This window comes from Brevibacillus soli (assembly GCF_044759095.2).
In the GTDB taxonomy this organism is placed as follows: domain Bacteria; phylum Bacillota; class Bacilli; order Brevibacillales; family Brevibacillaceae; genus JBIYSM02.
The window spans coordinates 17561-31611 of the sequence record NZ_JBIYSM020000030.1 but is presented as its reverse complement, the minus strand read 5'-3'; the positions used below and the strand labels follow the sequence as shown (position 1 = coordinate 31611).

Annotated in this window: 14 protein-coding genes; 13 read left to right on the top strand and 1 reads right to left on the bottom strand. The window is 54.4% G+C overall.

Features of this window, described 5'->3' with window-relative positions; all coding sequences use genetic code 11:
• Window positions 1–51: 51 nt before the first annotated feature.
• The 12 genes from hemW to ACE99V_RS13355 all read left to right on the top strand — a co-directional run bounded on the left by hemW (window position 52) and on the right by ACE99V_RS13355 (window position 11545).
• Complete coding sequence (gene hemW / locus ACE99V_RS13410) at window positions 52–1194, top strand: radical SAM family heme chaperone HemW (RefSeq protein ID WP_400491601.1); 1143 nt, start codon at window positions 52–54, stop codon at window positions 1192–1194.
• A gap of 121 nt (window positions 1195–1315) precedes the next feature.
• A complete protein-coding gene (gene hrcA / locus ACE99V_RS13405; protein WP_400491600.1) occupies window positions 1316–2347 on the top strand; it encodes a heat-inducible transcriptional repressor HrcA in 1032 nt (343 codons plus the stop codon).
• Window positions 2348–2412: 65 nt separating this feature from the next.
• Window positions 2413–2961 (top strand): nucleotide exchange factor GrpE, encoded by a 549-nt coding sequence (grpE, locus tag ACE99V_RS13400; protein WP_400491599.1) that lies wholly within the window; start codon window positions 2413–2415, stop codon window positions 2959–2961.
• Window positions 2962–3001: 40 nt separating this feature from the next.
• A complete protein-coding gene (dnaK, locus tag ACE99V_RS13395; protein WP_400491598.1) occupies window positions 3002–4837 on the top strand; it encodes a molecular chaperone DnaK in 1836 nt (611 codons plus the stop codon).
• 141 nt (window positions 4838–4978) lie between these two features.
• Entirely contained in the window at window positions 4979–6100 is a 1122-nt protein-coding gene (gene dnaJ, locus ACE99V_RS13390) for a molecular chaperone DnaJ (protein WP_400491596.1), read from the top strand.
• 45 nt (window positions 6101–6145) lie between these two features.
• The gene (gene prmA / locus ACE99V_RS13385; protein ID WP_400491595.1) at window positions 6146–7087 is read left to right on the top strand and encodes a 50S ribosomal protein L11 methyltransferase; all 942 of its coding nucleotides are present in this window, start codon (window positions 6146–6148) and stop codon (window positions 7085–7087) included.
• 18 nt (window positions 7088–7105) lie between these two features.
• Entirely contained in the window at window positions 7106–7849 is a 744-nt protein-coding gene (locus ACE99V_RS13380) for a 16S rRNA (uracil(1498)-N(3))-methyltransferase (RefSeq protein ID WP_400491594.1), read from the top strand.
• Between the two features lie 125 nt (window positions 7850–7974).
• Window positions 7975–9333, top strand: coding sequence for a tRNA (N(6)-L-threonylcarbamoyladenosine(37)-C(2))-methylthiotransferase MtaB (gene mtaB, locus ACE99V_RS13375; RefSeq protein ID WP_400491593.1), 1359 nt, complete (start codon window positions 7975–7977; stop codon window positions 9331–9333).
• On the top strand, window positions 9330–9758 hold the full coding sequence (locus tag ACE99V_RS13370) for an NUDIX hydrolase (RefSeq protein ID WP_400491591.1): 429 nt from the start codon (window positions 9330–9332) through the stop codon (window positions 9756–9758). Before mtaB ends, ACE99V_RS13370 begins: the two co-directional genes overlap by 4 nt.
• A 3-nt stretch (window positions 9759–9761) precedes the next feature.
• Window positions 9762–10427, top strand: a complete 666-nt coding sequence (deoC, locus tag ACE99V_RS13365; protein ID WP_400491590.1) for a deoxyribose-phosphate aldolase — start codon at window positions 9762–9764, stop codon at window positions 10425–10427.
• Between the two features lie 75 nt (window positions 10428–10502).
• On the top strand, window positions 10503–10880 hold the full coding sequence (locus ACE99V_RS13360; RefSeq protein ID WP_400491589.1) for a CidA/LrgA family protein: 378 nt from the start codon (window positions 10503–10505) through the stop codon (window positions 10878–10880).
• Window positions 10880–11545, top strand: a complete 666-nt coding sequence (locus tag ACE99V_RS13355) for an LrgB family protein (RefSeq protein ID WP_400491588.1) — start codon at window positions 10880–10882, stop codon at window positions 11543–11545. The genes ACE99V_RS13360 and ACE99V_RS13355 overlap by 1 nt, the downstream gene beginning before the upstream one ends.
• Before the next feature lie 4 nt (window positions 11546–11549).
• On the opposite strand, the gene ACE99V_RS13350 is transcribed toward ACE99V_RS13355, so the two are convergent.
• Window positions 11550–12488 carry a Na/Pi cotransporter family protein gene (locus ACE99V_RS13350; protein ID WP_400491587.1) on the bottom strand — a complete coding sequence of 313 codons (939 nt, stop codon included), beginning with the start codon at window positions 12486–12488 and terminating at the stop codon, window positions 11550–11552.
• Window positions 12489–12569: 81 nt separating this feature from the next.
• Between ACE99V_RS13350 and ACE99V_RS13345 the strand changes: the two genes are divergently transcribed.
• Window positions 12570–13865, top strand: a complete 1296-nt coding sequence (locus tag ACE99V_RS13345; protein WP_400491586.1) for a class I SAM-dependent rRNA methyltransferase — start codon at window positions 12570–12572, stop codon at window positions 13863–13865.
• Window positions 13866–14051: the final 186 nt, after the last annotated feature.

The window sequence follows — 14051 nt, the reverse complement described above, 5'->3', positions numbered from 1 at the left end:
CCTGACTTTTTCGTCAGGTCGTTTTCCATCCGAATAAAGGAGGGGAGTGCTATGCCCCCACAATCGGTATACATTCACATACCGTTTTGCACGAACAAGTGCTATTACTGCGACTTCAACTCGTTTGTCACGAACAATCCGCAGCTGATCTGGGACTACCTGGAGGCCCTGAAGAAGGAAATGGCGCTTACCTTTGCGGCGAGACCGGTTGAGAAGGTTGAAACCATTTTCGTAGGCGGTGGAACCCCCACGTTTCTCGATCAGGAGCAGATGCGCTTTTTCCTGGAGACGGTACAGACCCAGCTGGGACCGTATTGGACCGGTGATCTCGAATTTACCATGGAAGCAAATCCGGGTACAACCGACCGGGAAAAGCTGTCCCTGATGCGTCAAATGGGCGTCAATCGGCTTAGTTTCGGCGTGCAGTCCTTTGACAATGCCCTGCTGAAGCGCCTGGGCCGCATCCACGATACGGATGACGTCTATCGCAGCATCGATAACGCGTTGGCGGTCGGGTTTGATAATCTCTCCATTGATTTGATGTTTGGTTTGCCCAATCAAACGGAGGAAATCTTTCAGGAAACGCTGGAAAAAGCGTTTCAACTGCCGACCACGCACTTCTCCGCCTACAGTCTGAAGGTGGAGGAAAACACGCTGTTCCATACGCTCTACCAAAAAGATCAGCTGCCGCTGCCGAGCGAGGAAGAGGAATTGGCCATGTATCTGATGCTGATTGAACAGATGGAACATCACGGGTATCCTCAGTATGAGATCAGCAACTTTGCCAAGCCGGGAAGGGAAAGCCGCCATAATAAAACCTACTGGCTTAACAATGAATACTATGGCCTTGGTGCGGGTGCTCACGGTTATGTGGATGGCCAGCGACATGTAAATGCAGGCCCGCTGCCTGTCTATCTGCAGATGTGCAAGAAAGGGCTGCCGCGGGTGGAACAGTTCGCAGTCACCCGTCAGGAGGCCATGGAAGAACAGATGATTCTCGGCCTGCGCCTGCGCGAGGGTGTCGACTTGAAGCGTTTCGCCCAGCGTTTCGGAACAACCGTTCAGCAGGAATTCGGCACCATCGTGGAGGAGGAGATCGCCAAAGGCATGCTGGAGGAAGAAGACGGCCATCTGAGATTGACCAGGCGGGCGCTGCCTCTGGGGAACGAAGTATTTGCCCGCTTCCTCAGGTAGTTCGAACTTCGCCTGCGAATGGGGGAAAACGTTGACAAATCCTTCATGTATTGATACTTTATTAATAGATTTAGCACTCGATAGGTTTGAGTGCTAACAAAGCAGGGAGGCAAAGAATAGCATGTTATCGGACCGTCAGCGACTGATTCTCAATGCGATTGTCGATAATTACATTCATTCGGCCGAACCTGTCGGCTCCCGTACGATTTCCAAACGGGAAGACATCGGCCTCAGTTCCGCCACGATCCGCAACGAGATGTCCGATCTGGAGGAACTGGGGTATCTGGAGCAGCCACACACGTCGGCGGGGCGCGTTCCTTCAACCAAGGGCTACCGCTTTTATGTCGACAACCTGATTCAGCCGCAAAAGCTGTCCGATCAGGAGCTGTCCAAACTAAAACAGCTGTTCGCAGAACGCATTCATCACTTTGAACAAGTGATTGAATACACCGCTCAAATCCTCTCCCACGTTACCAACTACACATCAATCGTGTTGGGACCGGAGATCTTTGAGCATCGTTTGAAGCACATTCAAATCGTTCCGTTGAACGAAACACAGGCGGTGGCCATTGTCGTTACCCACACCGGCCGCGTGGAAAACAAGCTGATCGATCTGCCGTTCGGGGTACATCCGGGGGAAATCGAAAAGCTGGTCAATATCCTGAACAGCAAGCTGACGGAAGTGCCGCTTTGGCAGCTGCGCCAGCGACTCTATCAGGAAATTGCCGGTGAGATGCGACGCCATGTGGAACAGTATGAAGACATGCTTCATGCGCTGGAGCAGTCGTTCGCCAAAGAAGAGTCCGACCGCGTCTTGCTTCGCGGTGTGACGAAAATCATGAACCAGCCGGAATTCCGCGACGTGGAAAAAGTGAAGGACATCCTCGAGCTGCTGGAGCAAAACGATCAGTTGATTCGCCTGGTGGGATCGCCAACCGACGGCTTGCAAATCCGCATCGGTCAGGAGAACGACGTGGACGCCATGAAGGAGTGCAGCATCATCACCACCTCGTATTACCTGGAGGGAAAACCTGTGGGTATGGTGGGGATTTTGGGTCCGACACGGATGGAGTACGGCAAGGTGATATCCGTTTTGAATTATTTGGCGGAAGGCTTGTCGCGAATGTTGACCGATCAATTTGAGAAAAAGTAAGAGTGGAGTGCTGACTTCGAATGTCGGCATCAGCGCCGAAGCGATAGTCGTAGGAGGTATGAACGTTGAGTGAAGAGAAAGTGACCGAAGCACAAGAAAGCGGCGAGGCCTTGGCTGAAGATGCGGCAGAAGCGCAAACCGATCAGGTTTCCGATGTAGACTGGCAGAAGGAAGCAGAGCATTGGAAAGCTCAAGCCGAGGAAAACCAGAACCGCATGATGCGGGCCCTGGCGGACATGGAAAACCTGAGACGGCGCGTGCGCAAGGAGCAGGAGGATCTGGCGAAATACGCTTCTCTGAGAGTAATCGAGGAACTCTTGCCCGTGCTGGACAATTTTGAGCGCGCGATGGCTGCCGACAAGGAGTCCATGACCGTAGACTCGCTTTTGCAAGGGGTCAACATGGTGTACCGCCAAATGGTTCAAGTCTTTGAAAAAGAAGGCTTGACTCCTATTCAGGCGGCAGGCCAGCCGTTTGATCCGAATATCCACCAGGCCGTGATGCAGGTGGAAGATCCAGGATACGAGTCGGGCGTCGTCGTGGAAGAACTGCAAAAAGGCTACCAGTTCAAAGACCGCGTCGTTCGGCCTGCCATGGTAAAAGTAAACGCTTAAGGCCATTCTAGATAGAGAAATTGAAGGAGGACATGTATCAATGAGTCGCGTTATTGGTATTGACTTAGGAACCACAAACTCTTGCGTAGCTGTGATGGAAGGCGGCGAGCCGGTCGTAATCCCCAATGCCGAAGGAAACCGCACCACCCCTTCCGTCGTTGCCTTTAAAAACGGCGAGCGCATCGTCGGAGAAGCGGCGAAGCGCCAAGCGATTACCAACCCGGACAACACAGTCATCTCCATTAAACGCTACATGGGTACCAACCATAAAACAACGCTCGAAGGCAAGGAATATACTCCGCAGGAGATTTCTGCCATGATTCTGCAAAAGCTGAAGGCGGACGCAGAGGCGTACCTGGGCGAACCAGTGACACAAGCCGTCATTACGGTTCCCGCATACTTTAACGACAGCCAGCGCCAGGCAACCAAAGACGCAGGTAAAATTGCCGGTTTGGAAGTTCTCCGTATTGTCAACGAGCCGACTGCGGCAGCTCTGGCGTACGGTATCGAAAAGACGGAAGACCAAACCGTTCTCGTGTACGACCTGGGCGGCGGTACCTTCGACGTTTCCATTCTGGAACTGTCCGAGGGCTTCTTTGAAGTAAAAGCCACCTCCGGCGACAACAAGCTGGGCGGTGACGACTTCGACCAGGTAATCATCGACTACCTCGTGAGCGAGTTCAAAAAAGAACACGGCATCGACCTGTCCAAAGACCGCATGGCGCTGCAGCGTTTGAAAGACGCGGCAGAAAAAGCGAAGAAAGACCTCTCCGGTGTATTGACCACAACCATTTCGCTGCCGTTTATCACCGCGGACGCGACCGGTCCAAAACACCTGGAAGTAAACCTGACTCGTGCAAAATTTGAAGAGCTGTCTGCTCATCTGGTAGAGCGCACCATGGGTCCAACCCGTCAAGCGCTGCAGGATGCCGGGCTGACACCAAACGACATTGACCGCGTAATTCTGGTGGGGGGTTCTACCCGTATCCCGGCGGTGCAGGAAGCGATCAAGAAGTTCATCGGCAAAGAGCCGCATAAAGGGGTAAACCCTGACGAGGTGGTAGCGCTTGGGGCAGCCGTTCAAGCGGGCGTACTTACCGGCGATGTGAAAGACGTCGTTCTGCTCGACGTAACGCCGCTCTCTCTCGGTATCGAAACCCTGGGCGGCGTGTTTACCAAGCTGATCGAACGCAATACGACCATCCCGACCAGCAAGTCTCAGGTATTCTCCACTGCGGCCGATAACCAGACTTCCGTAGAAATTCACGTGCTGCAAGGGGAGCGCCCGATGGCGGCGGACAACAAAACGCTGGGCCGCTTCACCCTGTCCGACATCCCGCCGGCGCCTCGCGGAATTCCGCAAATCGAGGTTACCTTTGACATCGACGCGAACGGTATCGTAAACGTGCGTGCGAAAGACCTCGGCACCGGCAAGGAGCAGCGCATCACCATCACCTCCAATTCCGGCCTCACAGACGAAGAGATCGAGCGCATGGTGAAGGAAGCGGAGCTGAACGCAGAAGCGGACAAGAAGCGCAAGGAAGAAGTGGAAATCCGCAACGAAGCAGACCAGCTTGTCTTTACGACCGAAAAGACGCTGAAAGAAGTGGAAGGCAAAGTCGACCAGGCTGAAATCGACAAGGCCAACGAGGCGAAAGAAAAAGTGAAAAAAGCACTCGAAGGTGGAAACATCGACGAGATCAAGGCTGCGAAAGACGAGCTTTCCCAGGTCATTCAGCAAATTTCCGTCAAGCTTTACGAGCAGGCGGCACAAGCTGCTCAGTCCGCTCAAGGCGCTGCTGGCGGTGCCGACGAGCAGCCCAAGAAAGACAACGTAGTGGACGCAGACTACGAAATCGTTGACGATAAGAAGTAAGGAAAACTCATTTGAACAAGAAACGGGAAAAGTCAAAGTCACGAAAGAGCTGACTTTGACTTTTTTTGGGTGGGTTTTCTTCAAGTCATGCACATGCTATGATAACAGTTGATTGTCTTCGTTACGGGAGTGATTAAGGAGATGAAACGGGATTATTATGAGGTCCTGGGACTGGGCAAGGATGCGAGCGCCGAAGATATCAAGAAGGCGTATCGCAAGCTCGCCCGTCAGTACCACCCCGATGTGAATAAAGCGGCGGATGCGGAAGAGAAGTTCAAGGAAGTCAAAGAGGCGTATGACGTTCTCTCCGATCCGCAGAAAAGAGCAAACTACGACCGCTTCGGACACCAGGATCCGAATCAGGGCTTTGGCGGCGGCGGGTTTGACGCGTCCGGAATGGGTGGTTTTGGCGACATTTTTGACATGTTTTTCGGGGGCGGCAGACGGGCGAATCCAAATGCGCCGCGAAAAGGCGCCGATCTGCAGTTCGGCCTGAGCATCGAGTTTACCGAAGCCATCTTTGGGAAAGAAACCGACGTGGAAATTCCCAAGGAAGCGGAGTGCGACACCTGCCACGGTACCGGTGCAAAGCCTGGATCCGCCGTGGAAACCTGTAAGACGTGTAACGGCACTGGACAGCAGGAAGTGGTGGCCAACACGCCGTTTGGCCGCATCGTAAACCGCCGTGTTTGCACGACCTGTGAGGGCAAAGGGAAAGTGGTGAAAGAGAAGTGCCCAAGCTGCCGCGGAGCCGGCCGGGTAAAAGTGCGACGCAAGATCCACCTCAATATTCCGGCGGGTGTCGACGACGGGGCACAGCTGCGTGTGCCGGGCGAAGGGGAGCCGGGAGTGAACGGAGGCCCTGCAGGCGACCTGTACGTCGTTCTGCGGGTAAAACCGCACGAGTTTTTTGAACGTGAAGGAAATGATATATACTGTGAAGTGCCGATTACCTTTGCCCAGGCGGCACTGGGTGACGAGATCGAAATTCCCACAGTAGACGGTCGTGTGAAGCTGAAAGTTCCGGCGGGTACACAAACGGAGACGTATTTCCGTCTGCGGGGCAAGGGAGTGCCGTACCTGCGAGGCAACGGCAGGGGAGATCAGCATGTAAAAGTGCGGGTAGTTACCCCGACAAAGCTGACCGAACGGCAAAAGGAATTGTTGAAGGAATTTGCCGGTTGGACCGAGGGGTCTACCGGACACACTGCGGCAGATGAAAGCTTTTTTGAAAAAATGAAGCGCGCCTTCCGCGGAGATTGAATGGTTTCCATCTGGGGATAATTTTGCAGGGAGTTGGTAGGTATCATGAACTGGTCAGAAATTAGTATCCATACAACAGCGGAAGCGGTGGACGCGGTATCCAATATCTTGTATGAAATGGGTGCAAACGGTGTCGTCATCGAGGACCCGGAGGTTCTTCATCGCAACTGGGATACACCCTATGGTGAGATCTACCAGCTCTCTCCCGACGATTTTCCGACGGAGGGCGTCTTCGTCAAGGCGTATCTGCCTGCAGACAGCGCGAGCTTGAGCAGCCTGCTCGAGGAACTGAAGGAGCAGCTGCACGTGCTGACGTCTTACGGACTGGATGTAGGCAAGGGAACGGTTGCCGTAAACGATGTGCACGAAGACGAATGGGCCCACGCCTGGAAAAAATATTATAAGCCGGTCTACGTATCAGAGCGGATCACCATCAAGCCGGTCTGGGAAGAGTACACGCCGAAGTCTGCCGACGAAATCATTATCGAGATGGATCCGGGAATGGCGTTCGGAACAGGCACCCATCCTACTACCATCCTGTGTCTGCGCGCCCTGGAAAAGTACCTCCAGCCTGGGGATCGGGTGTACGATGTCGGTACGGGAACGGCTATATTAAGTATTGCGGCCGTAAAGCTGGGTGCTTCTCACGTGTTGGCGATGGACCTGGACGAGGTAGCGGTTCGTTCGGCGCAGGCCAATACCGAGTTGAATCAGGTGAGTGAGCGGATCATCGTGAAACAGAACAATCTGTTGGACGGCATAGAGGAACAGGTGGAAGTGGTTGTCGCCAATATTTTGGCGGAAGTGATCGTTCGTTTTACCGACGACGTCCATCGCGTACTCAGACCAGACGGCGTGTTTATCGCCTCCGGTATTATTCAAGCGCGGGAAGCAGACGTAAAGATCGCCATGGCCAAATCCGGCCTGGAGGTCATAGAAACAGTTACCATTGATGATTGGGTAGCAATTGTAGCAAAAAAAAGGTAGAATAGTGAGGTTAGCTGGATGCAAAGATATTTCGTCGAGCCTCACCGCCTGTCGGAGCAGAGTGTAACCATCGTCGGAGATGACGTACATCACATCGTCAATGTGATGCGGTCTTCCATCGGCGACGAGATCCTCGTGGCCGACGGTCAGGGACGGGTGGCACGCGTTCGCCTGGCCTCGTTTGAAGGAAAACAGGTTCATGCAGAGGTCGTGGAGTTCATTCGTGAAAACAGTGAGTTGCCAGTTCGCGTCACCATCGGCCAAGGTCTTCCGAAGGGTGAAAAAATGGAGTGGATTCTGCAAAAGGGAACGGAGCTGGGGGCGTTCGCCTTTTTTCCGTTTTCTTCGGAGCGCACTATCGTCAGACTGGATGCGAAGAAAGAGGCGAAGAAGCTGGAGCGCTGGCGCAAGATTGTGAAGGAGGCGGCTGAGCAATCTCACCGTGCCGTACTGCCTGAAATTCTTCCGCCCGTGTCGTTTAAACAGGCGGCAGCTGCAGCTGATTCGTACACGCAATGTGTCGTCGCCTATGAAAAAGAGGGGAGCCGCACACTGCATGACGTGCTGGAATCTCTGACGGAAGGTGACTCCCTGCTGGTTCTGGTCGGTCCCGAAGGAGGCTTTTCTGCCGAAGAGATTGCACTGGCCGAGTCGGCAGGCATTCGACCGGTTACGCTGGGGCCGCGCATCCTGCGAACAGAGACGGCCAGCCAATACGTACTGGCTGCGGTCTCCTATCATTTTGAACGAATTCATTCTTGATGGAGATAGATATCCATGATTCGGCGCAGTATCGCCACTAGGAAGCCCCCATGCGGGGACCTGGGTGTGGCTTCGCAAATGCAGATGATTCGGCGCAGTATCGCCACTAGGAAGGAGGATGAGCAATGTCAACGGTTGCTTTCCACACATTGGGTTGCAAAGTAAACAGTTATGAAACGGAAGCGATCTGGCAGTTGTTCAAATCAAACGGCTACGAGCGGGTGGACTTTGAACAGGACGACGCCGACGTGTACGTTATCAATACATGCACGGTTACCAACACCGGGGACAAGAAAAGCCGCCAGGTGATCCGCCGTGCGATTCGCCGGAACCCGGACGCGATTGTCGCGGTAACCGGCTGTTACGCGCAAACCTCTCCGAAAGAGATTGCTGACATTCCCGGTGTCGACATCGTTGTGGGTACCCAGGGACGGGAAAAGTTGATCGAATACGTCGAGCAAATCCGCCAGGAGCGCCGGCCGATCAATGCGGTCGGCAACATCATGAAAGCGCGCGAATTTGAAGAGCTGGACGTACCGAACTTTACCGACCGTACGCGTGCATCCTTGAAAATCCAGGAAGGCTGCAACAACTTCTGCACCTTCTGCATTATTCCCTGGGCGCGCGGCCTGATGCGCTCGCGCAAACCGGAGAGCGTGATCGCACAGGCGAAAAAACTGGTTGAAGCCGGTTATAAGGAAATCGTGCTGACCGGTATCCACACCGGCGGGTATGGAGAAGACCTGGAGGATTACAACCTTGCCAAGCTGCTGGTTGACCTGCACCAGGTAGACGGACTGAAGCGAATCCGCATCAGCTCCATTGAAGCGAGCCAAATCACCGATGAAGTGATTGAGGTCATGAACAACTCGGACCGGGTTTGCCGCCACCTGCACGTTCCGCTGCAAGCGGGTGACGACGAGGTGTTGAAGCGCATGCGCCGCAAGTACACCACTGCGGAGTTTTACGAAAAAATGGTCAAGGTGCGCGAGGCGCTTCCGGGAGTTGCCCTGACTACGGACGTCATCGTCGGTTTCCCTGGCGAGACGGACGAGCAGTTCCAAAACGGCTACGATTTCATCAAGAAAATCGAATTTGCCGAGTTGCACGTCTTCCCGTACTCGATGCGCACCGGCACGCCGGCCGCTCGCATGATGGATCAGATTCCGGAAGAAGTGAAGCATGAACGCGTAGCCAAACTGCTTGAGCTGAACCAGGAGCTTACCCTCTCCTATGCCAAAAAGTTCGTGGGTGACGTGCTGGAAGTGATTCCGGAGCGTCCGTACAAGGAAGATCCGGCCAGCGGCCTTTTGATGGGCTACTCCGACAACTACCTGAACATGGTTTTCCCAGGCAATGAAGACATGATCGGAAAGGTCTGCAAGGTTCGTCTCGATGAGGCGGGCTCCGAGTATTGCAAAGGGACCTTTGTCCGCGTGCTGGATGACGTGAAAATTCCTGTGCTTGAGGAACAGGCGATATGAAGGAAATCTCGGCAGGAGGCGTCGTCTATCAGTTCCAGGACGGTCAGCTGTTGCTCCTGATGATTGAGGACCGCTACGGAAAGGTTACGCTGGCCAAGGGAAAACAGGAACCCGGGGAGACCATCGAAGAGACCGCCCTGCGTGAAGTGCTGGAGGAAACCGGAGTAGGCGGAAGACTCGTGGAAAAACTGGAAACCGTTTATTATGAATACAATCACCCGGTAACCGGAGAAAAAGTAAAGAAAGAGGTCCACTACTATCTGGTGGAAGCGTACACGACAGAAATCACTGTGCAGCTTGAGGAGATTAACGCGGTTCGTTGGTGCACACCGGAGGAAGCGTGGATGATGCAGCAGCAAAAGGGCTACAAGAACAACGAAATCGTTCTGAAGAAAGCTCTCACTTATTTTAAAATTGAGGTGTAGTTCGTGAAGCTGAACAAGTATATCGACCACACATTGTTAAAACCGGAAACAACAGCAGACATGATCGACAAATTGTGCGCTGAGGCAAAACAGTACGATTTTGCCTCCGTCTGCGTCAATCCTGTTTGGGTGAAGCGCAGCGCGGAACTGCTGAAGGGAACCGACGTGAAGGTGTGCACCGTCATCGGCTTCCCGCTGGGAGCAAACACCCCTGCCGTGAAAGCGGCGGAAACCCGCGACGCCATCGCAAACGGTGCAACCGAAGTGGACATGGTGATCAACGTGGGGGCGCTCAAGTCGGGTGATCTGGAACTCGTGAAGCAGGACATTGCGGCTGTCGTGGAAGCGGCAGGCGGCGTTCTGGTGAAAGTGATTCTGGAAACGGGTCTTTTGACGGAAGAAGAAAAAGTAACGGCTTGCAAGCTGTCTGTCGAAGCAGGAGCCGACTACGTAAAAACCTCTACCGGCTTCGGACCGGGTGGCGCGACTGTGGAAGACATCGCGCTGATGCGTAAGACGGTAGGTCCGAATATCGGTGTGAAAGCATCTGGCGGCGTCCGTGATCGCGCCAGCGCTCTGGCAATGATAGAAGCGGGAGCGAGTCGGATCGGGGCAAGCGCAGGTATCGCGATTGTCTCTGGTGAGGAAGCGGTTGGCGGCGGTTACTAAGCGAAGCATGGGAAAAGCCTGACCATTGAATGGGTCGGGCTTTTGCTTATATCCATGAATGCCGGGGGGAGACGGATGAAAGGGCTACTCGTGTTGTTGGCGTTTTTTGGGCTGGGGACATTGGGCAGCAAGTGGCTGCACATCCCGCTGCCAGGCAATCTTCTCGGCATGCTTATGCTCACTGTCTGTCTGTGTGCGGGATGGATCAAGCTGGAGACAGTGGAGAGAGCCAGCTCGTTTTTGATGAAGCACATGATGCTGTTTTTCGTGCCGATCCTGGTTGGCGTGGCGCAGCACCTCCAGCTTATCAGACAGGATCTCTGGCCAATCCTGCTTTCGCTGGTGCTGGGACCCATACTGGTGATGCTCATTTCCGGAACAGTGGTACAGCAGTACGTAAACAGACAAAAACGCAAAGCGGAAAATCAATCGTTGGAAAGGAGAGCGCTCTGATGGTTAGCCAGTTGTGTGCCATAGCCGCGACGCTGCTGGGATATTGGGGAGCGATCCGAGCAGCTGAGCGTATTCGGAGTATCCATCCGCTGATCATGGCTACGGCAGCCGTTTGGCTGATCTGGTGGCTGGCAGGCGGGGACTGGGAGGCGTACCGGGCCGGCGGAGAGTGGATTTCCTTCTGGTTGGGCCCGGCTACTGTTGCGCTCGCCGTTCCCCTGGCCAAACAGATGGATCAGCTTCTGCGCATGTGGCGCGGGGTGCTGCTGGGTGTGGCAGCAGGCTGTGCGGTTTCCATCCTTTCCGTGTTTGCCGTGGGAGCCCTGCTCGGATCGAATCATCTGCTTTTGGTAAGCATGCTGTCCAAATCCGTCACGACCCCGATCTCCGTTGAACTGACGAAAACGATTGGCGGAGTGCCGGAGCTCGCCGCCTTTTTTACCGCCGCGACAGGCATGATCGGGATGATCATGGCACGGCCGCTTTTGCAGCTTGCAAACGTGCGGGACGAATGGGCGATCGGCATTGCTGTCGGAACCAGCTCTCACGCAATCGGGACTGCCAGCCTCCATCGGATCTCTCCAGTCCAGACGGCAGCTTCCAGCGTGGCCATGATCATCGCCGGAGTAGTGACGTCCATTTATCTGATGCCGTTAGCCCAGTAATGCATTACGCGCTTCGTCTGTCCGGGATCAACCATTGGATAACGGCTGCAATTTGGCGGGTAAACGGCAGTGCGGCAAGTGAACAAACCAGATTAAAAATCGTTTGCGCGTGGGCAATCCGCATGGACGGGCTCTCCGTTAAAAAAGCGCTGACGCTGGCAAGGGCAGAGAGAAACGGCAGGAACAACAGGGCCCCCGCAACGTTGAACAGGGTGTGACACCAGGCCACCTGCCGGGATGCGGCATTGGTACCGATGCTGGCGATCAGCGCAGTAAAGCAAGTCCCGATGTTGGCTCCGAGAACGATCGCCAACGCTGTTTCCATGGACAAGACCTGGTGACTCATCAGTCCCATCGTAATGGCGGTTGTAGCCGAGCTGCTGTGAATCATCGCGGTAAAGACGGTTCCCGTGATCAAACCGATCCAGACGGAATGGCTGCTCTCCAAAAACAGGGTGCGAAACGTCTCCGACTGTTCCAGGGGTTTGGCGATCACCTGCATGGTGTCAATCCCGAGAAAGATCAAGCCAAAGCCGGCCACGATCAGGCCGATGGAGCGGATTGGCCGCCTTGGCTGCAGCCAGAAGGCTACCCCCACCAGCAGCATCGGTACGGCAAATGCCTCCAGAGAGAGAGCAATCAGTTCGGTCGTCACCGTTGTTCCTACATTGGTTCCAAGGATGATTCCGACCGTCTGAGCAAAACCGATCAGTCCGGCATGCGTTAAGCCGATGGTTAGCACGGTTACGGCCGTGGAGCTTTGCAGGGCAAAGGTTGAAACCAGCCCCACCAGAAAACTGTGCACAGGCGTGCGGGTAAACCGGTAGAGGAGCTCGGCCATTTTTTGACCGGCCAAGTTTTGAAAACCCGCCCGCATCGCATACATACCGAGCAAGAAATAACTGAGACCGAGGGAAAAAGGGACGAGGATAGCGAGAAACACGACAGCGAATCCTCCTTACGTTCCACGTTACTATACGCTATGCCATAAGGAAGACAAGCATGACAAGGAGGTTCATGACCATTGGCAAAAGTCATTTTGCACAAACATCGAAAAAAACGGCTGGAAGCGGGGCACCCGTGGATTTTTCAGTCTGAAGTAATGGAGATTCAAGGAGAATATCAGCCTGGCGAGATCGTCGAGGTGGTCAATCATCAAGGACACTTTCTCGCCAAGGGCTACATCAACCCCGCCTCGCAAATGATCGTGCGAATCCTCTCCTACGATCCGAAGGAAGAAATCGACGAATCGTTTTTTGTTCGTCGCATACGAGAAGCGGCCGAATTTCGCACCCGTTTTGTAGAGAATCCGCGGGCATGCCGGGTCATTTACGGGGAAGCGGACTTCCTTCCCGGTCTGATCGTTGACCGCTACGGCGATATCCTCGTAGCCCAAATCCTTTCACTGGGGATGGAAGAGCGGCGCGATTTGATTCGCGACGCGCTGGTGAAAGTGTTTCAGCCTGCGGGCATCTATCTGCGAAACGACGTGCCCGTTCGCGAACTGGAGGGGCTCGAGCAGACCAAAGAGGTGCTCTACGGCGAATGTCCGCGTGAGGTTACTATCGAAGAAAACGGCTTGAAGTACATCGTTGACATCGTGGAAGGCCAAAAGACCGGCTTTTTCTACGACCAGCGGGAAAACCGGGCGGCCATCGCTCCCTTGATGAAAGGGTGGGGGGAAAAGCACGGCATTACCCTTAAACAGGTGGAAGTTGACGGAGAAACGGTTGTGAAGCCGGTCGACCGACGGGGCAGGATTGTGAAAAATCCGTTCTGGGACGGGGCGGAAGTGCTGGAGTGTTTTACCCATACCGGCTCATTTACGCTAAACGCATGCAAGCACGGAGCGAAGAAAGTGACGGCTCTGGACATCTCCGAGCACGCGATCGAGACGGCGAAGAAGAACATTACCCTGAACGGCTTTTTGCACCGGGTGGAATTCGTTGTAGCCAACGCCTTTGACTACCTGCGTGAATGTGTGGAGGCAGGCCGTTCCTGGGATGTCGTCATTCTCGACCCGCCCGCTTTTGCCAAATCGCGAGGAGCCGTCAAGGGGGCCTGCCGCGGGTACAAGGACATCAACCTGAATGGCATGAAGCTGGTGCGCCCGGGCGGCTATCTGGTTACCGCCTCCTGCTCCTACCACATGTCCCCGGAGTTGTTCCTGGAGACGATTCAGGATGCAGCGATGGATGCGAAGAAAATTTTGCGATTGATCGAGTGGCGCGGAGCGGGCAAAGACCACCCGCAAATCAGCGGAGCGGAGGAAGCGCACTACCTCAAGTTTGCAATCTTTGAAGTGAGAGACCGCCGTTAGGAATTGGCAGGCGAGCGACATGTTGCCCATCCGCGACATGTCGCTTTTTTTGTGTCCCTTTTCTGTACAGGTTGTGCGACAGTACGTGAAAGGGAATGCTGGTCCAACCATGCTGCTGCCATTGGCATGTTCCTTGCACTATTTTTGCATCAAAATGAAAACGCTTGCAAAAAGGAGGCTGGATCA